The organism is Pseudomonas oleovorans subsp. oleovorans, assembly GCF_002197815.1.
Lineage (GTDB): Bacteria > Pseudomonadota > Gammaproteobacteria > Pseudomonadales > Pseudomonadaceae > Aquipseudomonas > Aquipseudomonas oleovorans.
Genome location: NZ_NIUB01000003.1, coordinates 1 through 22,067, shown reverse-complemented (window position 1 = coordinate 22,067; position 22,067 = coordinate 1). Strand labels below are relative to the sequence as shown.

At 62.7% G+C, this 22,067-nt stretch carries 22 protein-coding genes and 1 rRNA gene; 8 read left to right on the top strand and 15 right to left on the bottom strand.

Going from position 1 to position 22,067, the window contains the following annotated elements; all coding sequences use genetic code 11:
* Positions 1-78: 78 nt before the first annotated feature.
* From PSOLE_RS02105 to PSOLE_RS24895, 3 genes are all read right to left on the bottom strand, one after another.
* The gene (locus PSOLE_RS02105) at positions 79-384 is read right to left on the bottom strand and encodes a hypothetical protein (protein ID WP_039965426.1); all 306 of its coding nucleotides are present in this window, start codon (positions 382-384) and stop codon (positions 79-81) included.
* A gap of 70 nt (positions 385-454) precedes the next feature.
* Positions 455-733: an antibiotic biosynthesis monooxygenase family protein gene (locus PSOLE_RS02100; protein WP_244597230.1), complete on the bottom strand. Its 279-nt coding sequence runs from the start codon at positions 731-733 to the stop codon at positions 455-457.
* Between the two features lie 293 nt (positions 734-1,026).
* Positions 1,027-1,152 carry a hypothetical protein gene (locus PSOLE_RS24895; RefSeq protein WP_255312126.1) on the bottom strand — a complete coding sequence of 42 codons (126 nt, stop codon included), beginning with the start codon at positions 1,150-1,152 and terminating at the stop codon, positions 1,027-1,029.
* A 395-nt stretch (positions 1,153-1,547) separates the two neighbouring features.
* Between PSOLE_RS24895 and PSOLE_RS02090 the strand changes: the two genes are divergently transcribed.
* From PSOLE_RS02090 to PSOLE_RS02080, 3 genes are all read left to right on the top strand, one after another.
* Complete coding sequence (locus PSOLE_RS02090) at positions 1,548-2,519, top strand: TAXI family TRAP transporter solute-binding subunit (RefSeq protein WP_004425336.1); 972 nt, start codon at positions 1,548-1,550, stop codon at positions 2,517-2,519.
* A 147-nt stretch (positions 2,520-2,666) separates the two neighbouring features.
* Positions 2,667-5,225 (top strand): TRAP transporter permease, encoded by a 2,559-nt coding sequence (locus tag PSOLE_RS02085; protein WP_074855836.1) that lies wholly within the window; start codon positions 2,667-2,669, stop codon positions 5,223-5,225.
* A 266-nt stretch (positions 5,226-5,491) separates the two neighbouring features.
* A complete protein-coding gene (locus tag PSOLE_RS02080) occupies positions 5,492-7,000 on the top strand; it encodes a uracil permease (protein ID WP_074855838.1) in 1,509 nt (502 codons plus the stop codon).
* A gap of 22 nt (positions 7,001-7,022) precedes the next feature.
* Here the strand turns inward: PSOLE_RS02080 and PSOLE_RS02075 are convergent, their stop codons facing one another.
* A complete protein-coding gene (locus tag PSOLE_RS02075; protein ID WP_074855839.1) occupies positions 7,023-8,153 on the bottom strand; it encodes a PilT/PilU family type 4a pilus ATPase in 1,131 nt (376 codons plus the stop codon).
* Between the two features lie 279 nt (positions 8,154-8,432).
* Here PSOLE_RS02075 and PSOLE_RS02070 point away from each other — a divergent pair, with 279 nt between their 5' ends.
* Positions 8,433-9,083, top strand: coding sequence for a substrate-binding periplasmic protein (locus tag PSOLE_RS02070; protein ID WP_241197973.1), 651 nt, complete (start codon positions 8,433-8,435; stop codon positions 9,081-9,083).
* 4 nt (positions 9,084-9,087) lie between these two features.
* Here the strand turns inward: PSOLE_RS02070 and PSOLE_RS02065 are convergent, their stop codons facing one another.
* Complete coding sequence (locus PSOLE_RS02065; protein ID WP_074855841.1) at positions 9,088-9,993, bottom strand: AEC family transporter; 906 nt, start codon at positions 9,991-9,993, stop codon at positions 9,088-9,090.
* Between the two features lie 68 nt (positions 9,994-10,061).
* On the opposite strand from PSOLE_RS02065, the gene PSOLE_RS02060 reads away from it, so the two are divergent.
* Entirely contained in the window at positions 10,062-10,466 is a 405-nt protein-coding gene (locus tag PSOLE_RS02060) for a GFA family protein (RefSeq protein WP_074855843.1), read from the top strand.
* Positions 10,467-10,632: 166 nt separating this feature from the next.
* Here PSOLE_RS02060 and PSOLE_RS02055 read toward each other — a convergent pair whose 3' ends face one another.
* The 9 genes from PSOLE_RS02055 to PSOLE_RS02015 form a co-directional block, all read right to left on the bottom strand.
* Entirely contained in the window at positions 10,633-12,588 is a 1,956-nt protein-coding gene (locus tag PSOLE_RS02055; RefSeq protein ID WP_074855845.1) for a DUF7844 domain-containing protein, read from the bottom strand.
* Positions 12,585-12,905, bottom strand: a complete 321-nt coding sequence (locus tag PSOLE_RS02050; RefSeq protein WP_017676111.1) for a DUF2388 domain-containing protein — start codon at positions 12,903-12,905, stop codon at positions 12,585-12,587. The genes PSOLE_RS02055 and PSOLE_RS02050 overlap by 4 nt, the downstream gene beginning before the upstream one ends.
* A 145-nt stretch (positions 12,906-13,050) precedes the next feature.
* Positions 13,051-13,374 (bottom strand): DUF2388 domain-containing protein, encoded by a 324-nt coding sequence (locus PSOLE_RS02045; RefSeq protein WP_074855847.1) that lies wholly within the window; start codon positions 13,372-13,374, stop codon positions 13,051-13,053.
* An 83-nt stretch (positions 13,375-13,457) separates the two neighbouring features.
* A complete protein-coding gene (locus PSOLE_RS02040; RefSeq protein WP_074855850.1) occupies positions 13,458-13,661 on the bottom strand; it encodes a DUF1127 domain-containing protein in 204 nt (67 codons plus the stop codon).
* 224 nt (positions 13,662-13,885) lie between these two features.
* Positions 13,886-14,101 carry a DUF1127 domain-containing protein gene (locus PSOLE_RS02035; protein ID WP_017676107.1) on the bottom strand — a complete coding sequence of 72 codons (216 nt, stop codon included), beginning with the start codon at positions 14,099-14,101 and terminating at the stop codon, positions 13,886-13,888.
* A 358-nt stretch (positions 14,102-14,459) separates the two neighbouring features.
* Positions 14,460-15,896 (bottom strand): NAD(P)(+) transhydrogenase (Re/Si-specific) subunit beta, encoded by a 1,437-nt coding sequence (locus PSOLE_RS02030; RefSeq protein WP_074855852.1) that lies wholly within the window; start codon positions 15,894-15,896, stop codon positions 14,460-14,462.
* A 2-nt stretch (positions 15,897-15,898) separates the two neighbouring features.
* On the bottom strand, positions 15,899-16,213 hold the full coding sequence (locus PSOLE_RS02025) for an NAD(P) transhydrogenase subunit alpha (protein ID WP_072425293.1): 315 nt from the start codon (positions 16,211-16,213) through the stop codon (positions 15,899-15,901).
* 11 nt (positions 16,214-16,224) lie between these two features.
* Positions 16,225-17,346 carry a Re/Si-specific NAD(P)(+) transhydrogenase subunit alpha gene (locus PSOLE_RS02020; RefSeq protein WP_074855854.1) on the bottom strand — a complete coding sequence of 374 codons (1,122 nt, stop codon included), beginning with the start codon at positions 17,344-17,346 and terminating at the stop codon, positions 16,225-16,227.
* Between the two features lie 467 nt (positions 17,347-17,813).
* Positions 17,814-18,710, bottom strand: coding sequence for a LysR family transcriptional regulator (locus PSOLE_RS02015; protein WP_074855856.1), 897 nt, complete (start codon positions 18,708-18,710; stop codon positions 17,814-17,816).
* 180 nt (positions 18,711-18,890) lie between these two features.
* On the opposite strand from PSOLE_RS02015, the gene PSOLE_RS02010 reads away from it, so the two are divergent.
* On the top strand, positions 18,891-20,069 hold the full coding sequence (locus PSOLE_RS02010) for an acyl-CoA dehydrogenase (protein ID WP_003464657.1): 1,179 nt from the start codon (positions 18,891-18,893) through the stop codon (positions 20,067-20,069).
* A 56-nt stretch (positions 20,070-20,125) separates the two neighbouring features.
* Positions 20,126-21,349: a CaiB/BaiF CoA transferase family protein gene (locus tag PSOLE_RS02005; protein ID WP_074855858.1), complete on the top strand. Its 1,224-nt coding sequence runs from the start codon at positions 20,126-20,128 to the stop codon at positions 21,347-21,349.
* A 62-nt stretch (positions 21,350-21,411) separates the two neighbouring features.
* Here the strand turns inward: PSOLE_RS02005 and PSOLE_RS02000 are convergent, their stop codons facing one another.
* The gene (locus PSOLE_RS02000; RefSeq protein ID WP_249044918.1) at positions 21,412-21,822 is read right to left on the bottom strand and encodes a hypothetical protein; all 411 of its coding nucleotides are present in this window, start codon (positions 21,820-21,822) and stop codon (positions 21,412-21,414) included.
* A gap of 153 nt (positions 21,823-21,975) precedes the next feature.
* Here PSOLE_RS02000 and PSOLE_RS01995 point away from each other — a divergent pair.
* A 16S ribosomal RNA gene (locus PSOLE_RS01995) occupies positions 21,976-22,067 on the top strand; the annotation flags it as partial.

Sequence of the window (22,067 nt, the reverse complement as noted above, 5' to 3'; positions counted from 1 at the left end):
GTCTTGCAGGTCCTGTGTCCTGCCCGGCAAAGCCGGTCTCCGCTCGGGGAGCGGAACCTACTGCGGCTAGGTTCTACCTTAATTGTCGGGCTCGGACAACTCCTCCAGCAGGCGGCTCAGTTGTTTGCGCAGCTCGGCCAGTTGCGCGGACTTGAAGGCATGGCGGCTGCGTTCCAGCACAAGCACGGCCTCGTCCAGGCGCGCCTGCACTTCGCCCAGGCTGTGCGCCGGCAAACACTGCAACCAGCGGCACAGGGGGCGATGACGACAATCATCGAGGCTGTCGATGATCTGGCAGTGCGGAGCCTGGCTGCGCAGCAGATGCGTTACCCGTTGGCACGATTCCGTATCCGGCAGGCTGAGCAGCAGATGGGTCTGAGGCATGGCGATGGCCGTTATATGGCGAATGGCCATTAATGCTAGTGCGCGCACACCGCGAAAATATTGATCAGTGTCAGTCCATGCCGTAGTCGCGTTCGACTTTGGCGATGCGCAGGCGAAAGCCGCCGCACCAGCGCTCGTGGCCCAGGCGCTGGGCTTCGCGGTGTTCGGCGTTGGCCTTCCAGGCGGCGATGGCGTGCAGGTTGCGCCAGTAGGACACGGTGATGCCGAGGCCGTCGCGGGCCGCTTCGAGACCGAGAAAGCCGGGCTGCTCGGCGGCCAGTTCGACCATGCGCGCGGCGATGGCGGCGTAGCCCCGATCATCGGCGTTCAGCGTCGAGGTGAAGATCACCTCGTAGTAGGCGGGGCGGCCATGGCGGCGAAGGGGGCCATGCCGGGCTCTCGGACTCAGGTGGCGGGGCCGCCGTGTGCCAGTTGCTCGCCGAGCAGGCCGATGACCCGCGCACTGAGGCTGACACTGGTAGGCGGGCGAGCAGGGTTTCGGCATGCTGGCGCAGCAGTTGCTGCAGCGGCGGGTTGGCCTGGATCAGGGGCGCCTGACCCAGGGGCCGGGGCAGGGCTTTGGCGTAGGGTCTGTTGCCGTTTCGCGCAGCAACGCGGCTCGCGTCGAAACGGCAACAGACCCTAGTCGTCGCTGGCGAACTGCAGTGGGCAGGCGAACACGTTCTGACAGGGCGCAAGGCCGGCTGGTGCAGCGTGACGAAATTGTGCGCCGAGCAGGCGGAAGTCGTCGAGCAGCGGCATGGTCATCTGCACCCAGCAGGCCGGGTTCCGGGTGCTGCAGGCGCGAGTCCAGCACGTGCCAGAGGGTCTGCTGGACGCTGAAGGGGGTCAGCCAGTTGCTGGTCAGTCAGGTTACAGACGCTGAGCAGTGCCTGACGGTCGAGGCCGAGGAGACTGGCTGCGTGCAGCACAGCCTGGGGCAGACTGGCGCTGACCGAGGACTGCGATGATTCATGAAGGACGTCCGACATTGGCTGATTCTGCCCAATGCCGGGGTTGGACGATAGCCTGTGCTCCAACACAATGAGATACGACCGGTTGGTCAACAAGGCGTACATATTCGTCGCAAGCGGTTAGACTTCCCTCCCTGACGCCGCTCACAAGGCGCGTTCGCTCACAATAACAGAGAAAGGAGATATCCCATGAAAGGCAAATCCTTGGCATGGGTCCTGTCTGCCGCGCTTGCGGGTACTGCCCTGAGTGGCACAGCACAGGCCGAAGAAAAGTTCGTCACCATCGGTACCGGCGGTCAGACCGGCGTGTATTACGTGGCTGGTCAGTCCATCTGCCGCTTCCTCAACCGTGGCTCGGCTGAGCACGGCATCAAGTGCAACGCCCCGGCCAGTGGCGGCGGCGTGGCCAATGTGAACGGCATTCGCAGTGGCGAATTCAACTTCGGCATCATGCAGTCCGACCACCAGTACAAGGCGCTGAATGGCGCTGCACCGTTCGCCGCTGAAGGTGCAATGAGCGATCTGCGCGCGGTGTTCTCGCTGCAGAGCGAAGTGTTCACCATCCTCGCTCGTCGCGATGCCAACATCGCCAGCTTCGATGACCTCAAGGGCAAGCGCGTCAACGTCGGCAACCCGGGTTCCGGCCAGCGTGACACCCTGGAAGAAATCATGGCCGTCAAAGGCTGGGATCGTTCCGCCTTCGCCCTGGCTGCCGAGCTGAAGCCGGCCGAGCAGGCCAGCGCGCTGGGCGACAACAACATCGATGCCATGACCTACTTCGTCGGTCACCCCAATGGCGCGATCCAGGAAGCCACCACCACCACTGACGCGGTGCTGGTACCGGTGACCGGCGCCGAGATCGACAAGCTGCTGGCCGAGAAGACCTACTACACCAAGGCAGATATCCCGGGTGGCCTGTACAAGGGCAACGATCAGCCGACGCCGTCCATCGGTGGCAAGGCCGTGCTGTCCACGAGCGCCCAGGCGGATCCGGAAGTGGTCTACCAACTGGTCAAGTCGGTATTCGAGAATATCGACCGCTTCAAGCGTCTGCACCCGGCCTTCGCTGACCTGAAGGAAGCCGACATGATCAAGGCCGGTCTGACTGCCCCGCTGCACGAGGGCGCCGAGCGTTACTACAAGGAACGCGGCTGGCTGTAAGCCTTCGGCCCTGTCGATCCCGTCGCAGGGCTTATGGGTGGTGCGCAGCGAGCGCATTGCCCGATTCGCCTCTAGTGTTAAGCAAACCCGTAGGCTGCGGCCTACGGGTTTTGCCGTTTTTCGTTTACTCAAATGCAGGTTCGCCCCATGCATGACAAGCAACTGTCCACCGAAGAACTGATTGCCCAGGACGTCGGCGCGCGTTCGCCCGTCGGTCTGATGGCCCAGGTGATTACTGGCCTGGCGCTGCTCTGGTCGCTGTTCCAGCTGTGGATCGCTTCGCCGCTGCCATTCATTTTCGGCGTTGGTGTGTTCAACGATACCCAGACCCGCGCCATTCACCTGGCCTTTGCCCTGCTGCTGGCGTTCCTCGCCTATCCGGCGTTCAAGCGCTCACCGCGTGATCGTGTGCCGCTGCTGGATATCGCTCTGGGCCTGGTCGCCGCGGCCAGTGCCGCCTACCTGTTCATCTTCTATCAGCAGTTGGCCCTGCGCCCTGGCAGCCTGACCACGGGTGACCTGGTCACCGCCTGCATCGGTATTCCCCTGTTGCTGGAGGCCACGCGCCGTGCGCTTGGCCCACCTCTGGCGATCATCGCCCTGGTGTTTCTTCTCTACAGCCTGGCAGGCCCTTATATGCCGGGCCTGCTGGCGCATCGCGGGGTCAGCTTCAATGCCCTGGCCAACCACCAGTGGATCACCACCGAAGGCGTATTCGGCATCGCCCTGGGGGTGTCCACCAGCTTCGTGTTCCTCTTCGTGTTGTTCGGCGCGTTGCTCGAGCGCGCCGGTGCCGGGCATTACTTCATCCAACTGGCGTTCAGCCTGCTCGGCCACTTCCGTGGTGGCCCGGCCAAGGCGGCGGTGCTGGCGTCGGGCCTGACCGGGATGATTTCCGGTTCGTCGATCGCCAACGTGGTGACCACCGGTACCTTCACTATTCCGATGATGAAACGCACCGGCTTCTCTTCGGAGAAGGCTGGTGCGGTGGAGGTGGCCTCCTCGGTCAACGGCCAGATCATGCCGCCGGTGATGGGGGCTGCAGCCTTCCTGATGGTCGAATACATCGGCATGCCGTATGTGGAGATCATCAAGCATGCCTTCCTACCGGCGACGATTTCCTATATCGCGCTGCTCTATATCGTTCACCTCGAGGCGCTCAAGCTCGGCTTGCAGCCTATCGGCAGCGCCCAGCCCAAGCCCTGGCTGCGCCGCCTGACCGGCTTCGCCTTCGGTGCGGCGCTGATCAGTGGTCTGTCGCTGGCGGTTTACTACGGCCTCGGCTGGCTCAAGCCGGCACTTGGCGAATATGCCTTGCCGGTCATCGGTGTTCTGCTCGCGGTGGTCTACCTGGCGCTGCTGAAAGTCGCCGCCAGCGTACCGGTACTGCCGCCGGAAGACCCCAATGCGCCGCTGGAAGAACTGCCGCAGACCCGCGCGGTGCTGCTCTCGGGCCTGCACTTCCTGCTGCCGGTGGTGGTGCTGGTCTGGTGCCTGATGATCGAGCGCCTGTCTCCCGGCCTGTCGGCTTTCTGGGGCAGCGTGATGCTGATCATTATCCTGCTCACCCAGCGCCCGCTGCTGAGCTGGATGCGTCGCGATGGCAGCCATGACCATGGCCGTTTCATCGATGGCGTGATCGACCTGCGTGAAGGCCTGATCGCCGGTGCGCGCAACATGATCGGCATCGGTATCGCCACGGCGGCGGCCGGCATCATCGTCGGTGCGGTGTCGCAGACCGGCGTCGGTCTGGTGCTGGCGGATCTGGTCGAACTGCTGTCGATGGGCAACCTGCTGCTGATGCTGATCCTGGTGGCAGTGTTCAGCCTGATCCTCGGCATGGGCCTGCCGACCACCGCCAACTACATCGTGGTGTCCAGCCTGCTGGCGCCGGTGGTGGTGGCGCTGGGGCAGCAGAACGGCTTGATCGTGCCGCTGATCGCGGTGCACCTGTTCGTCTTCTACTTCGGCATCATGGCCGACGTGACCCCGCCGGTGGGGTTGGCCTCGTTCGCTGCGGCCGCGGTGTCCAAGGGCGATCCGATCAAGACCGGTATCGTGGCCTTCTTCTACAGCCTGCGCACCGCTGCGCTGCCGTTCCTGTTCATCTTCAACACCGACCTGCTGTTGATCGACGTCGACTTCTGGCACGGCGTGATCATCTTCATCGTGGCGACCATCGCCATGCTGATCTTCGCCGCCGGCACCCAGGGCTTCTTCCTGGTGCGCAGCCGCTGGTACGAAAGCGTTTTGCTGCTGCTGGTGGCCTTCACCCTGTTCCGCCCCGGCTTCTGGATGGACATGCTGCACGACCCCTACCAGGAGGTGCCGCCGGCCGAGCTGGCGCAAGCGCTCGATGGGGTCGAGGACGGCAGCTCGCTGCGTCTACGTATTCTCGGCGAGAACGCCGTGGGCGACTCGCGTGAGTTTACCGTGCTGCTGCCGGTGCCTGATGGTGCCAGCGGAGAGGAGCGTTTGCAGAAGCTCGGCCTGGCCCTCTACGAAGAGGGTGACAAGGTGCTGGTGGACAACGTCACCTTCGGCAGCCTGGCCGCCGATGCCGGTCTGGAGTTCGACCAGCAGATCCTCAACGTGCGGGCACCGACCGACCGCTGGATGAAGGAGTTGATGTGGATTCCGGGCTTCCTGCTGTTCGGTCTCGTGGTGTTGCTGCAGCGCCGTCGCAAGCTGGCGCAGACCGCATAGCTGGTTTGGCACTGACGACAAGGCAGCTTCAGCTGCCTTGTTCGTTTATTGATCATGCCCCCATTTGCGTAGGCGCGGCGCCCCGCCGCGAACCAGGGCGACGCAGACTCAAAAGCTTCGCCCCGGGGCGGGGCTCCTACGCAAGAGGGGATTTGCGAAACCTGTCTGACGGGTATTGAGCTTCGGCTGCCTTGTGCGTTTATGCGCGCCTGCCAGGTTGTTAGACTCGCCGCCCTGACCACTCAGACAACAAGGACGCAGCCAGCATGTCGACGCCGCGCGTGCATTACCCCTGGTACAAGAAGGAAGACACCGACGCGTTCTTCGCCCTGTTCCAGAACAACATCGCCAACTTCGTGATCATCGCCATCAGCATGCTGGGCATGGGCTTTCCCGCCGAAATCGTGTTCGGTCAGGTACTGCCGGGGGCGGCGGTGGCGGTGATGGCCGGTAACTTCTACTACGCCTGGAGCGCCGCGCGTCTGGCGCGCAAGGAGAACCGCGCCGACGTCACCGCGCTGTCCTACGGCATCAGCACGCCGGTGATGTTCGTCTTTCTGTTCGGGGTGCTGCTGCCGGCGAAAAACCTCACCGGCGATGCAGAACTGGCCTGGAAGGTGGCCGTGGCCGCGTGCTTCATCAGTGGCCTGATCGAGGCGGCTATCAGCCTGATCGGCAACTGGGTGCAGCGTCATCTGCCGCGTGCGGCCATGCTCGGCGCGGTGGCCGGGGTGGCACTGACCTTCATCGCCGGGGAAATGCTGTTCAAGACCCTGGAAATTCCGGTGATCGGCCTGCTGGTGCTGGCCATCACCATCGTCGGCCTGGTGGCGCGGGTGAGCATGCCGTTCCGCCTCCCTGCCTCGCTGTTCGCCATCGTCGTCGGCACCGCGCTGGCCTACCTGATCGGCGCGGCTGACGGCGGCAAGTTCAGCGATGCCTTCACCCACCTGGGTTTCTACCCGCTGCTGCCCAACCTGGCCTGGTACGAAGGTCTGGGCCTGCTGTTCACCACTCTGCTGGCGCTGATGACGGTAATTTTACCGATCACCCTGTACAACGCCATCGAGACCATGAACAACGTCGAGGCCATGAGCGCCGCCGGTGACAGCTACAGCGTGCGCGAGTGTCAGGCGGTAGACGGACTCGGCACCTCGCTCGGGGCGCTGTTCGGCGGCGTGTTCCCGACCACCGTGTACATCGCCACCGTGGGTTCGAAGTGGATGGGCGCCGGGCGTGGTTACAGCCTGCTCAATGGCGCGGTGTACGGCTTGGCGACCATGTTCGGTCTGATCGCCTTTATCGCCGCGCTGATTCCGGTGTCGGTGGTGGCGCCGATCCTGGTATTCGTCGGCATGTCGATGATCGCCACCGCGTTCAACAGCAACCACGCCCGTTACTACCCGGCAGTGGCGCTGGCGATGCTACCGTATTTCGCCAACTACCTGATGACCCGCTTCAATCGGGGCGCGCCTGAGGTGGTCGAGGGCATTTCCAGTGCCATCGGCGCGTTGGGGCAGGGCGCCATGTTCAGCGCCATCCTGCTCGGTGCCATGTGCGTGGCGGTGATCGATCGTCAGTTCCGCCAGGCCACCGTCTTCGCTCTGGTGGCGGCCGGCATGGCCTTCGTTGGTCTGATGCACGCACCGAAACTGGCCTGGTACGCCGCGCCGGACTTCGTCCACGGCTATCTGCTGATGGCGCTGTTCTTCGCCTGGTATGCCTGGCGCGGCGTGGAGCCGGCCGCGCCCGAGCGAGTGAGCAGCGGCGACTGAAGGCGCTGACCGTCGGTGCTGCTCAGCCGTCGCGCAGCACCTTGAGCTCGGCGTCGTCGGCGGAGAAGCCGCGTTCGAGTTTGAACTTGAGGCTCAGGTCGGTGCGCGAGTCGGCGAACTTGAGTGCTTCGGCCAGGCTGATGCGCCCGGTTTCGAGCAGGGCGAACAGGTGCTGGTCGAAGGTCTGCAGACCTTGTTCGGCCGCTCGCGCCGTGGCCTCGCGCAACTCCTCCAGCTCGTCGCGCTGGATCAGGTCGCGGATATAGGGCGTACCGAGCATCAGCTCCACGGCCGCCACGCGCTTCTGGGCGATACCCGGCACCAGACGTTGGCCAATGACCGCCAGCAGGTTGTGCGCCACATCGGCCAGCACCTGCTTGCGTGCATCGTCGGGGAAGAAGCGGGCGATCCGCTCGATGGCGTGGCTGCTGCTGGTGGCGTGCAGCGTGGCGACGCACAGGTGGCCGGTTTCGGCGTAGTGCAGGGCATGCTGCATGGTGGCGGCGTCGCGGATTTCGCCAAGCATGATCACGTCCGGCGCCTCACGCAGCACGTTGCGCAGGGCATCAGCGAAGCTGTGGGTATCCAGGCCGACTTCACGCTGGTCGATGATCGAGCGCTGGTGGCTGTGGAGGAACTCGATGGGGTCTTCGATGCAGACGATATGCCCGCTCTTGTGGCGGTTGCGAAAATCCAGCATCGCCGCCAGCGTGGTGGACTTGCCCGAGCCGGCCGCGCCGGTGACCAGGATCAGCCCGCGGTCCTGCATGGCCAGTTTCTCCAGCAGCCCGGGCAGGCCAAGTGCCTCGAAGCTGGGGATCTCGCTCTTGATCAGGCGCACCACCATGGCCACTTCGCCGCGCTGGTAATAGACGTTGACCCGATAACGCCCGGCGCCCTGCAGGCTGACGGCCAGGTTCATCTCCAGGTCGCGTTCGAACTCGGCGATCTGCTTCTGCGTCATCAGTTGATAGGCCAGCTGCTGCACCTCACCGGCCTTCATGATGCGCTGGCCGACGGGCTGGCTATGCCCTTCGACCTTCATGTGCGGCGGCGCGCCGACGCTGAAGAACAGGTCCGAGCCGGCATGTTGATGCATCAGCTGCAGGTAGGGGAAAACATCGGGCTGGTCGTTGGCGCTGGTATCGTTCATCGGCGTGTCGCAGTCGGTTCGTGGTGCAGCAAGGATAGTCGTAGTCTTGCAATGCCTCTTGTTCCGTATCAAGAGAACCTGATGAATTGTCGCTCTATAACCGGGTTGCACTGGACAGCCTGGCTTGCGACAGCGAGAGTCAATGATCAGGGTTAGTAAGGCGCATGCACGCCAGTTATTGGAGATTGATGGTGGAATTCTGGGGGGCGGCTCTGCTTGGCCTGCTGTTGTGCACATCGGTGCGAGCGGAGGTGCTGCACCTGGCTACGGGCGATGACTATGCGCCGTTCACTGGCAAGGCATTGGCCTGGTCAGGGCATGCTCACCCAGGTGGTGCGGGCTGCGCTGGCCGAGCAGGGGGCGGCAATCACACTCGACTGGCTGCCCTGGAACCGCGGTTACCTGAAAGCCAAGCGCGTTGAGTACGACGCCACCTTTCCCTACATCCGTTCTGCCGAGCGCGAGGCGGAGTTTTTCTACTCGGCGCCCATTTATGTGGCCGAACCATACATCTTCAGCCGGGCCGGTGATCACATCGAGCTCGATGATCTGCCCGCCATGATCGGCCGGCGACTCTGCTATCCGCTGGGCTGGCAGCCACCGGCGGCGATCCAGCAAATGGTCGAGCAGGGTGTGCTGCGCCGTCATTCTCCACTGGGTCTGCAGGAATGCGCACGGCTGCTGCTGCTCGAACGTGACGACCTGTTCATTGCCGACCGTAACCTGGGGGGCAGTGCTTTGCACAGTGCTGGCGCTGAACTGGCGCAGTTTCACCGGTCACGGGTGCCGTTTCAGAGCAGTACGCTGCACTTCATCGTCTCGCGGCAGCACCCGCGTGCTACCGAGTTGATCGAGCGCTTCAATCGTGGGCTCGAGGCGCTCAAGGCACGCGGAGAGTATCAGCGGCTGATCGAGAGTTACGCGCAGTAGCCGTTCACGCCAGCATCATCATGATCGCCACCAGACTTCCTGCTGCCAGCAACGTCTGCAGGGTGATTATGCCGGCCATCAACTGGCTGTCGCCGCCAAGTTGGCGAGTCAGCACATAGGCCGTGGGGGCGGTGGGCAGAGCAAAGAACAGCACCAGCACTGCGCTCTCCATCGCCGGCAGTGCCAGCGCCCAGGCCACGCACCAGGCCAGCAGCGGCATCGCCAGCAGGCGCAGGGCGCTGTTCCAGGTCAACGCCGGGATTTCTCCGCCCAGTTGCTCTGGCTTGAGTGCGGCACCCACACAGAGCAGGCCCAGCGGCAGGCTAGCAGCAGCCAGCAGGTTGAGTAGACGGTCGCTGCCACCCGGCAGGCCGATACCCGTGAGGTTGAACAGCGCTCCGCCGACGCAGGCGAGGATCAGCGGATTCTTGATGATCGGCAGCAGCAGGCTGCGCGCACTGATGCCGCGTTCGGCGGTCAGCGACCACACCGACAACACGTTCACCGTCGGCACCATCAGGGCCAGCATCAGGGCAGCGAGCGTCAGGCCTTCCTGGCCGAACAGGCTGCCGACCGCAGCCAGGCCCAGGTAGGTGTTGAAGCGCAGAATGCCTTGAGTGAATGCGCCAAAACGCCCAGCGGGCCAGCCGCGCAGGCGCCGCACCAGCAGCAGCGCCAGCCAGGCGATGCCCAGGCCGAGCAGCACGGCCAGCGCCAGGCGCGGCAGTGCCGGATTGTTCAGCGGCGCACGGGCCAGGCTGGAGAACAGCAGGGCAGGGAACAGAATGAAGTAATTGAGGCGCTCGGCACCCGGCCAGAAAGCCTCGCTGGGGAACTCACGCAGGCGCAGCCAGTAGCCGGCGACTATCATGGCGAACAGCGGCCACAAGGCCAGCAACAGGTCTATCACGGGAACCCCCGGTGGTGGTGAACGCCCATCTTGGTCAGCGGCGCGGGGCAATGCAAGGCGGAGGCGGGATGAAGGTCGAACATCAGGGCGGCTGCCAGTGTGGTGCACTGCGCTATCGGATCGATGCGCCGCTGGAGGACATCGCTCATTGCCACTGCTCGGTCTGCCGGCGGAGCACGGGCGGGATTCTCACCACCTGGGGCACCGTGCCCCGTGAGACGTTTCACTGGTTAAGCGGCACGCCGAAGGCTTTCAAGTCCTCCGCCAGCTGTACGCGTTATTTCTGCGCGGACTGCGGCGCCCATCTGGCGCTGTTCACCTCGCTCAGCCCGGATACGCTGGATGTGACCGTGGCTACTCTGGACGAGCCGGAGCAAGTCCCGGCGGATCGGCATATCTGGGTGGGCAGCCGGCTGCCCTGGCTGACGGTCGATCCGCAGTTGCCGGAAGAGGATCAGGAGTTGATACCCTAGGGTGCCGACCGTAGCTCGGATGCAATCCGGGACGCTGCTGTAGGAGCGGCGCCCCGCCGCGAATCGTGGTGCTACAGGCTCGAAAAGCGTCGCCCCGGGGCGGGGCTCCTACGAACGGCTGCTGCGAAGCTGATTGCTCCGGATTGCATCCGGGCTACTCGATAGGCTAGGGCAGCTCCAGCCCGCCGCTGGCCTTGTGCAGGGCGCGCAGGTGTTCGCCTAGCGCTATCAGGTTGGCCTCGTTGGCCTCCAGTTCGGTCAGGCGTTCGGGTTGCAGCAGGTTGCGCACTTCGCCGTCGAGCTCGTCGCTAAGCTGGCGCAGTTGCTGCTGGCGCTCGCTGCTGCTGGCTTCCAGACGCTCCCATTCCTGCTGTTGCGGCAGCCCGTAACCGCCTTCGAGCAGTTCGGCCGGGCGGCTGAGAAAGCCGCTGTTGGCCAGGATCTGCTCCAGCGCGGCGCCGGCCTTGTTCAGGTTCGGATCGCCCGCCGCGCGGCCAGTGAGGTAGCGCTGCTTGAGTTCGTCCTGGGCCAGCAGCAACTGCCGGCGCAACGCGGCCTGTTCCAGCAATAACAGGGCAGCGCTGGCGCGCAGGTCGGCCTGGGCGAACCATTGGCTGCGCGCCGTTGCAGACTGTTCCAGCCAGGCCTCGACGCTGTCGTGCGGGATCGGCAGGCGCTGGCGCAGCACGGCGAACATGGCCTGGTAACGCTCGCGGAAGGAGTCGAAGCGATAGCCCAGGCGCAGCGCCTCGCGCGGCTCGTCGAGCACTGTGGTGTCGGCCAGCCCGCGTGCATCCATCAATTCCAGCAGGCCATTGGGCAGGATGCTGTCGAGGGCATGCAGGCGCGGATTTCCGGTGCCGCTGCGCAGTAGCTTGAGGGTTTCCACCGCACAGTTGTTGGAGACGAAGTAGTAGTCGCCGTCATAGCTCCAGTGCTGTTCGGCGGCGCGTACCACCAGTTGCTCGACCTCGTCGCGCGACAGGCGCAGCGGTACCGAGGCCAGGCTGCGCAGCTCGACCTTGGTGTATTCATCAATCACCTGCTCCAGCGGCAGCACGAACAGGCGTGAGGGGTAGACGCCGGTCAGGCCATCCCAGCTCGACAGTTGCAGGTCGCCGACGAAGGCACGGTAGGACAGCACCAGATGGTGGTCGAGATCCAGGCGGCAGTCCGGGCCACGTGGCCGGCCCGGTGCGCAGACCACCAGGCGCAGCATGCTGTGGCCCCAGCGGCTCATCCAGGCATCGTTGGCTTCGGCGAGCAGGTAGTCGACTTCATACACGCGCTCAGGGTCGAGGCGCCCCAGTGGCTGCAGGGCGAAGTCGCGCCCGGCATTGAGGTAGGGGTAGTCGTTGCTGCAGTTCTCGCTGGGCGGCGTCCAGTCGAAGTGCTCACGGAAATAGCGCGCCAGCGAGGGGCGGCGGCAGGCATAGCTGGGGTCGAGCAGAAAGTATTCGAGGTTGACCGCGACGAACTCCAGCGCGTTGGTCAGCTCGTAGCTGTCCGGGCTGCGTGCGATCTGGCCGTTGTCCAAATCGCGCGCGCCTCGCTGGCCGACCCGTTGCTGCCAGCCAGCCAGATCGAGCAGGCGCGGGTCGTCGCTGAGGGTGAAGCGGCGCTCGGTCTGGCCACGACAATCCTCCGGCAGCCCAACCGGGCCCATGGAGCTGACGCGCTGTCGGCATTGGCTGATGTGGCGGCGCTCGGCCGCAGACCAGAGGCGGGCGCGGTCGTAGAGGTGGGTCAGTTCATGCAGCAGGGTGGCCAGCAGTTCCTGGCGCTGGGTGCCGTGCGGGCGACCGGTGCGATTTTCTGCCGCCGAGCCATCGACCAGCTTCGGCAGCAGCTCGGCGTTGAGCTCGATGCCGCTGAAACGACCGACCTGGCCGTAGATCTCCGAGGGCAGTCCAGCGCGCCAACTGACCCTCACTTCTCGGTCCAGTTGCTGGGCGAAGCGCGGGGGCAATGCGGCCATCGCCTCGTCCAGCAGGGCCTGGCTCGCCTGGCGTTCGGCTGCGCCTAGAGCGCTGTCGTCCAGCGTCAGACGCAACTGCGCCTGGGCGAAGCCTGCGGCCAGCGCCAGCAGCGCGCCGCAGCACCAGGCGGCGAGGTGGGTCACAGAGCGAGAATGGCTTCGGCCAGTTGCAGATCGCTGGCAGCCTGCGCTTGCGGCAACTGCTGGCGGATGGTCTGCAGCGCAGCTTCCAGTTGCGCGCCGCGAATCTCGCCAGCGCTGGCGACGAAGCTGGCGGCATCGTCACGGGCTTGCACCACGGCTTTCATATCGCGCAGCGAGGTGGTGGTATCGGACGTGAAGTTGATGCTGCGATCCAGGGCGCGCACCACGATGTTGCTGGTGGCGACCACGGTTTGCGCCTGAGCGATACCGCTGAACAGGGCGCAGGCGGCGACGGCGATGACGAATGAACGACGCATGATAAGGAGCTCCGAGAACTGCAGAACGGACGATTTGACGTGGACAGGCCGGCGCGGTTCCCCGCGACCAGGCAGGTAGGCGAAGTTTACGGGGCCAGGCAGCGTCGGTCAGCAGCGAGCTGATCGATAGACGTGTGCAAAGTTTTCACAGGCTGAGGATGGCCTGAGCCAGGGCTAGGTCATCCGCCGTCGCCAGCGCGGCGTCATGACGGCGAATGTGCGCCAGGGCCGCTTCGAGTCGTACGCTGCGGATCGCGCCAGCGCTGGCGACGAAACTGGCGGCGTCATCGCGGGCCGCGCGCAGCTGTTTCATGTCGCGCAACGAGCTGGTCGCGTCCGAGGTGACCTCGACGGTGCCGGCCAGGGCGCCGCCCAGAGTGTCGGTGGTCGCGACCAGGCTGCTGGCGCAGGCGGTGCCTGCCAGCCCTAATGAAAGAAGCGCTGCAATCAGGGATTTCTTCAGGTGCATATGGGGTAACTCCGGTAGGGCGGGGCGCTGTTCTGCCCGCATCCGCAGCTTAGCCCAACGGCATTCCTAGCTCCATTACTGGCTCAGCGCCAGAAGGGCTTGGCCAGTTCCTGCTCACGCTGAGCTGTGCTGATGCCGGCGTCAGCCAGTTGTTGCTCATTGAGCAAGGCAAGCTGCCGACGAGTGCAGCGGTTGCGTTGCCAGTGACGCAGCGTCGAGTAGAGGCCGAGCCAGTGCAGGGACTTGCCGTGTGCAAGTTGCGAGAGCGGTTCGTGAGTGCGGTCCATGGCGTTCTCCTGTCGAGAGACAAGGGTGGCAGCTCATGTTCTCGCAAGCGCTCTTAGGCGAGCAGATACAACCTGGGGGAATTGTGCGGGGGCAGTGGCGGTTTTATGGCAACTGTACTGCTCGCTCGGGCGATGACTGTTGCAGATAAAACGAAAGCCCCACCGCAACAGAGACGGTGGAGCTCTCAGAAGATCCCAACTTGGGATGGAGCAAAGCGGGGGTGTTAACGCCAGAACGGCTTCTGCAGTTCGACGTAACGCTGATTTTCGCTAATGCCAGCGTCAGCGAGCAGGCGGGCATCCAGTCGAGCCAGTTGACGACGGCTGACGATACGGCGCTGCCACAGACTGAGGGTGGCGATAACGCGGAGCAGCCAGGCCGATTTGTCGCTGGCAACGCTGTGAGTTTGAAGCAGGGCGGAACTGAGGGTACGTTCCATGGTGGTCATCCTTCCGCTTGTGGCGGCGCTGGTGTTTGCTTTCGATGGGCAAATTATCCCGAGCGCAGTGGTGGCTCAGTAGTCACAGCTGGATGAAATTGTCGTGCTATTAGATAGGTTGCTTTGTAACTGTTCGGTCAGTAATCGATATTACTGTACTGGTCATAAGTGAAAAGACTGGGTGCAACCGACTTCAGCGAGATTTTTAACTGGGTGCAACCCAATTATATTGGTCTTTTAAGCAGTACAGTTTGAAATTGATTTGCCGCGATGATTGACCTGAAAATCAGTTTTTTTGCTGGTTACATAAGCAGGAAACCCGGCACATGGCCGGGTTTCCTGTCTGACCGGTCAGGGCTTATTCCACAGCCTTGACCATGTCCTCGATCACCTTCTTGGCGTCGCCGAAGACCATCATGGTCTTGTCCATGTAAAACAGTTCGTTGTCCAGGCCCGCGTAGCCGCTGGCCATCGAGCGCTTGTTGACGATCACGGTCTTGGCTTTGTAGGCCTCGAGGATCGGCATACCAGCGATCGGCGACTTCGGATCGTTCTTCGCCGCCGGGTTGACCACGTCGTTGGCACCCAGCACCAGCACCACGTCGGTCTGACCGAGCTCGGAGTTGATGTCCTCCATCTCGAACACCTGCTCGTACGGCACCTCGGCCTCGGCCAGCAGTACGTTCATGTGGCCAGGCATACGCCCGGCGACCGGATGGATCGCATACTTCACGGTCACGCCGCGATGAGTCAGCTTCTCGGCCAGTTCCATCAGTGCATGCTGGGCACGCGCCACGGCCAGGCCGTAACCGGGCACGATGACCACGGTGTCGGCGTTGGTCAGCAGGAAGGCGGCGTCGTCGGAAGAGCCCGACTTGACGCTGCGCTGCTCCTGGCTGCCGCTGGCTGCACCGGCATCTGCATCGGCGCCGAAGCCACCGAGGATGACGTTGAAGAACGAACGGTTCATCGCCTTGCACATGATGTACGAGAGGATGGCGCCCGAAGAGCCGACCAGGGAACCGGCGACGATCAGCATCGAGTTGTTCAGCGAGAAGCCGATACCGGCAGCTGCCCAGCCCGAGTAGCTGTTGAGCATCGACACCACCACCGGCATGTCGGCGCCGCCGATAGGGATGATGATCAGCACGCCGATGACGAACGCCAGCGCCACCAGGATGGCGAACGAGGTGATGTCACCGGTGAAGGTGTAGACCAGGCCCAGACCGAGAATGGCCAGCCCGACGGCCAGGTTGAGCAGGTGCTGGCCCTTGAAGACCACCGGCGCGCCCTGGAACAGGCGGAACTTGTACTTGCCCGACAGCTTGCCGAAGGCAATCACCGACCCGGAAAAGGTGATGGCGCCGATGGCTGCACCGAGGAACAGTTCCAGGCGGTTACCGGCCGGGATCGGGTCGGCCATGCCGGCGACGATGCCCAGAGACTGTGGTTCGGCCACCGCGGCAATGGCAATGCACACTGCCGCCAGGCCGATCATGCTGTGCATGAAAGCGACCAGCTCCGGCATCTTGGTCATTTCCACGCGCTTGGCCATGACAGTGCCGATGCTGCCGCCGACCAGCAGGCCGGCGATGACGAAGCCCAGGCCCTGCACGGCCAGTTCGCTGCCCAGCTTGTGGATCAGGCCGACCGTGGTGACGATGGCGATGCCCATGCCGACCATGCCGAAGACATTGCCGCGTCGCGACGAAGTCGGGTGCGACAGGCCCTTGAGCGCCTGGATGAAGCACACCGAGGCGACGAGGTAGAGAACAGTGATCAGGTTCATGCTCATGGTCAGTGCTTCTCCGCCTGCGCTTTCGGCGCCTTCTTCTTGAACATTTCCAGCATGCGCCGGGTTACCAGGAAGCCGCCGAACACGTTGACCGCAGCGAGGGCCACGGCCAGGGTGCCCATGGTCTTGCCCAGCGGGGTGACGGTAAGCGCGGCAGCCAGCATGGCACCGACGATCACGATCGCCGAGATGGCGTTGGTCACGGCCATCAGCGGGGTATGCAGGGCCGGGGTGACGTTCCACACCACGTGGTAGCCGATATAGATGGCCAGCACGAAGATGATCAGGTTGTAGATGCCGTCGGAAATCAGATCCATGTCCCTACTCCTTAGCCGTTCTTGCGCACGACTTCGCCGGCATTGCACATCAGGCAGGCCGCGACGATGTCGTCTTCGAGGTTGAGTTGGAACTGGCCTTCCTTGTCGATCACCAGCTTGAGGAAGTCCAGCAGGTTGCGTGCGTACAGGGCGGAAGCGTCTGCCGGCACCAGTGCAGCCAGGTTGGTGTGGCCGACCAGGGTCACGCCATGCTTGACCACTACCTTGTCGGCCTCGGTCAGCGGGCAGTTGCCGCCTTGCGCAGCTGCAAGGTCGATCACTACGGAGCCAGGCTTCATCTCGGTGACGGTGGCTTCATGCAGCAAGGTCGGTGCCTTACGGCCCGGAATCAGCGCAGTGGTGATGACGATATCGGCCTGCTTGGCGCGCTCGTGCACGGCCTTGGCCTGACGTTCCATCCAGGACTGCGGCATCGGTCGGGCATAACCGCCCACGCCTTGGGCGCATTCACGCTCTTCATCGGTCTCGAAAGGCACGTCGACGAACTTGGCGCCGAGCGACTCGATCTGCTCCTTGACTGCCGGACGCACATCGGAGGCCTCGATCACCGCACCCAGGCGCTTGGCCGTGGCGATGGCCTGCAGACCGGCAACGCCGGCACCGAGAATCAAAATGCGCGCGGCCTTAACGGTGCCAGCAGCAGTCATCAGCATCGGCATAAAGCGTGGATAGTGATGGGCTGCCAGCAGCGCGGCCTTGTAGCCGGCGATATTGGCCTGCGAGCTCAGTACGTCCAGGCTTTGCGCGCGGGAGGTGCGCGGTGCGGCCTCCAGGGCGAAGGCAGTGACGCCGCGAGCGTTCATGCGCGCGATGGTGTCGTTGCAGAACGGGTTGAGCATGCCCACCAGGACGGCGCCGCTCTTCATATGAGCCAGTTCGGCGTCGGTTGGTGCGACCACCTTCAGCACCAGGTCGGCGCCAAACGCGGCCGAGTCGTTGCCAATGGTGGCTCCAGCGGCTTCAAAGGCGCTGTCCGGGATGCTGGCACTGATGCCTGCACCTGCCTGGACGGTCACCTGATGGCCCTGGCCAACCAGTTTCTTGACGGTCTCGGGCGTCGCGGCAACCCGCGTCTCCCCAGCATGGGTTTCGAGAGGAACACCGATGTGCACTTCTAATCTCCTGCGTGATCTTTTGAGTGAACCTGCGCACTACGCTGGCACGCCGGTGATTGGGGATCAGCACATAACCCGCCGGAAGGTGGCGAGCGCGGCGATTGTGCAATCGAACGCAGACCCTTACAAGAAGTTATGGAGTAAAAAAAATGGATTACTACAAGTAATGGGTCTATGAGGGATTTTTATACTGCGCACAGCCCGCGTGGATTCTGGGGAAAGGCAGGTAAGACGTAGCCTAGAACGTTGCTCAGGCATTCGCGGCGAGAATGACCACTGGTCGACTAGTAGCGGGTGTGGAAGGTAATGCACAGGGTGTTCGAAATAGTGCTATAGCCCGAAAGTAGTGGCTTTGGCGTACTTTTCGCTAATCGGTCATGTAGCGTGACTAATTTCATGCTACCAGTCCCTATATGCTCTTTTGGGTTTGTTGGGTGTTGGTGGTGGCGACGGCTGCGCGTCGGTCATCGTTGCTGGTAAGCGTGCGCCTCGCCCAGTAGCCAGTCACGAAAGGCTTTTAGCGCTGCAGACTCGGACTTGCGTTCCGGCACCATCAGGTAATAGGCGCGGTCACTGTTCGGCACGGTGCGGTCGAGGGCGATCACCAGGCTACCCTCTTCCAGTTCGCGCTGGATCAGGAAGGGTGGGATCAGCGCGATGCCCATTTCATGTTGAGCGGCCTGCGCCAGCATGGAAAACAGTTCAAGTCGCGGGCCGGTCATATCGCGGGCCACATTCATGCCTTGGGCGGCGAACCACTGGCGCCAGGCATAGGGGCGTGTGGTCTGCTGCAGCAGTGGCAAGTTGGCGATGCGTTCGGCGTCGACTGGGGCATCGCCCAGCAGCGCCGGGCTGCACACCGGCAGCAGATGTTCGTGCATCAGGAAATGGGCTTCGGTGCCCGACCATTCGGCGTCACCATAATAAATGGCGGCATCGAAGTGAGTGTCGGCGAACAGGAAGGGGCGTGTGCGGTTGGTCAGGTGCACCGTCACCTCCGGGTGCAGCTGCTGAAAGGCACGCAAACGTGGCAACAGCCACTGCGTGCCAAAGGTCGGTACCACCGCCAGCTCGATGCTGGTGGTGCCCTGGTTGCCCATCAGTGCCAGGGTGTCGCGTTCCACTGCATCGAGTTGCGCTGCCACCTTGCGACTGTAGGCGACGCCCGCTTCGGTCAGCACGACGCCGCGCCGGGAGCGGCGAAACAGTTCGACATTGAGAAAGCTCTCCAGTCCGCCGATCTGCCTGCAGATCGCGCTCTGCGTCAGGTTCAGCTCGTCGGCGGCCTTGGTGAAGCTTTGGTGGCGAGCGGCGGATTCGAAGGCGACCAGGGCAGCGGTGCTGGGTATCTTGCGACGCATGTATGCAAAAGCCTCACTCGTAAGCGATAAATCTAGATGAATAAACTATCTCGGAGTGAGAAAAATGCACAGGTCTGTGCAGATTCTGCGTTTGTCCTCTGCTCGAAGCCGGCCTAGGATCAAAACCATTCGGGGTTGGCTGGACCGACCGCTCACTTCACCGCTTCGAGGTTTCTCGCAATGGCCAAGGCAAGCTTCAACTGGATCGACCCGCTGCTGCTCGATCAGCAACTGACCGAAGAAGAGCGCATGGTGCGTGATAGCGCCCAGCAGTTCGCTGACGACAAGCTGGCGCCCCGCGTGCTGGAAGCCTTCCGTCATGAGCAGACCGATCCGAAGATCTTCCGCGAAATGGGCGAAACCGGCTTGTTGGGTGCGACCATTCCTGAGGCCTATGGTGGCAGTGGCCTGAACTACGTGTGCTATGGCCTGATCGCCCGTGAAGTGGAGCGCATCGACTCCGGTTACCGCTCGATGATGAGCGTGCAGTCCTCGTTGGTGATGGTGCCGATCAACGAATTCGGTAATGAAGCGACCAAGCAGAAGTATCTGCCCAAGCTCGCAAGTGGCGAGTATATCGGTTGCTTCGGCCTGACCGAGCCGAACCACGGCTCCGATCCGGGCTCCATGGTCACGCGCGCCAAGAAGGTCGACGGCGGCTACCGCCTGAGCGGTAGCAAGATGTGGATCACCAACAGTCCGATCGCCGATGTCTTCGTGGTCTGGGCCAAGGACGATGCTGGCGAGATCCGTGGCTTTGTCCTGGAAAAGGGCTGGGAAGGCCTCTCCGCTCCGACGATTCACGGCAAGGTCGGCCTGCGCGCGTCGATCACCGGCGAGATCGTCATGGACAACGTGTTCTGCCCCGAAGAGAACGCCTTCCCTGATGTACGCGGCCTGCGCGGCCCGTTCACCTGCCTGAACTCCGCCCGTTACGGTATCAGCTGGGGCGCACTGGGCGCCGCCGAATTCTGCTGGCACACCGCGCGCCAGTACGTGCTCGATCGCCACCAGTTCGGCCGGCCGCTGGCGGCTAATCAGCTGATCCAGAAGAAGCTGGCCGACATGCAGACCGAAATCACCTTGGCTCTACAAGGCTGCCTGCGCCTCGGGCGAATGAAGGACGAAGGCACTGCTGCGGTGGAAATCACCTCGATCATGAAGCGCAACAGCTGCGGCAAGGCGCTGGATATCGCCCGCATGGCGCGCGACATGCTCGGCGGTAACGGCATCAGTGACGAGTTCGGCATTGCCCGTCACCTGGTCAACCTTGAAGTGGTCAATACCTACGAGGGCACCCATGACGTGCATGCGCTGATCCTCGGTCGCGCGCAGACCGGCATTCAGGCGTTCTTCTGAAGGCTCGCGCCTCTCACTGATCCATGGTGCGCGTGGCGCACCCTACGGAGAAGCCCATGTCCGGTGCACTGTCCCATATCCGCGTGCTTGATCTATCTCGCGTGCTGGCTGGCCCTTGGGCCGGGCAAATATTCGGTGACCTTGGTGCCGAGGTGATCAAGGTCGAGCGTCCAGGTTCCGGTGACGACACCCGGCATTGGGGGCCTCCTTACATAAAGGATGCCGAGGGTAGTGATTCGCGTGAGGCGGCCTACTTCCAGAGCGCCAACCGCAACAAGCAGTCGCTGACCCTGGATTTCACCCAGCCCGAAGGCCAGCGCCTGGTGCGTGAGTTGGTCGCGCAGTGCGATGTGCTGCTGGAGAATTTCAAGGTCGGCGGCCTGGCGGCTTATGGCCTGGATTATGAGTCGCTGAAGGCGATCAACCCGCGTCTCATCTATTGCTCCATCACCGGCTTCGGTCAGACCGGCCCCTATGCCAAGCGTGCCGGTTACGACTTCATGATCCAGGGGCTCGGCGGGCTGATGAGCCTGACTGGGCGCCCGGAAGGCGAGGAGGGTGCCGGCCCGATGAAGGTCGGCGTGGCCCTGACCGATATCCTCACTGGTCTCTACGCGACTGTGGGTGTGCTGGCCGCGCTGAATCAGCGTGAGCAATCCGGTGTGGGTCAGCATATAGATGTGGCCTTGCTTGATGTGCAGGTCGCCTGCCTGGCCAATCAGGCGATGAACTACCTGGCGACAGGTGTATCACCCAAGCGCCTGGGCAATGCCCATCCCAATATCGTGCCCTACCAGGATTTCCCCAGTGCCGATGGCAACTTCATCCTTGCGGTGGGTAACGATGGGCAGTTCCGTAAGTTCTGCGAAGTGGCGGGTATTGCGAACCTTGCCGATGACCCGCGCTTTGTCACTAACAAGGCCCGGGTTGCCCATCGTGCCGAGCTGATCCCGCTGTTGCGCCAGGCCACGGTATTCAAGACCACCGCGCAGTGGATCGAGCAGCTGGAAAAGGCCGGCGTGCCCTGTGGGCCGATCAATGATCTGCAGCAGGTGTTCGCCGACCCTCAGGTACAGGCGCGAGGTTTGCGTCTCGACCTGCCTAATGCCCTGGGCAGCAGTACGCCGCAGGTCGCCAGTCCGCTGCGCCTGTCTGCGACGCCAGTGGCCTATCGTTCGGCTCCGCCACTGCTGGGCCAGCACACCGAAGCCCTGCTGCAGAGATTGCTGGGCATGAGTGAAACGCAGATTGCCGAGCTGCGCGAGGCAGGGGTGATCTGAGCCTCTATATATAGAGGTGGGGGGATTGATCCGATTTACGCAATTATTTGCATGTCAGGGGTTTACAGCTCGCCGTGCTGATGTAGAATGCGCGCCACTTCAGCAATGAAGCGCTTCAAAAACTGCTTGTTAATCAATAAGTTAAGTTGAATGAAGGGCTTGCAAAGCTGGATCTGGCGTGTAGAATGCGAACCGGTCGACAGGGTGGTGGTTTGATCCTGTTGATGCTTCGATCGAATGGATCGAAAGCGGTTTGAAAGAGGTGGTTGACAGCGGTTTTGAACGCTGTAGAATGCGCCTCCCGCTGGAGAGAAGAGGTTCGGATCGAAAGCGCAAGTGGTTGAGTAGAAAGAAGTTTCTCCGGAAACAAAATCGAAAAACAGCTTGACAGATAGAGAGGCTGCTGTAGAATGCGCGGCCTCGGTTGAGATGAAAGACTTAACCAACTGTTCTTTAACAACTGAATCAAGCAATTCGTGTGGGTGCTTGTGAGGTAAGACTGATAGTCAACTGATTATCAGCATCACAAAGCAACACTCGTTAATTCGAGAGTTACCTTTCATTAATTTGAAAGTTTTGCGATTGCTGAGCCAAGTTTAGGGTTTTCTCAAAACCCAAGCAGTATTGAACTGAAGAGTTTGATCATGGCTCAGATTGAACGCTGGCGGCAGGCCTAACACATGCAAGTCGAGCGGATGAAGGGAGCTTGCTCCCTGAT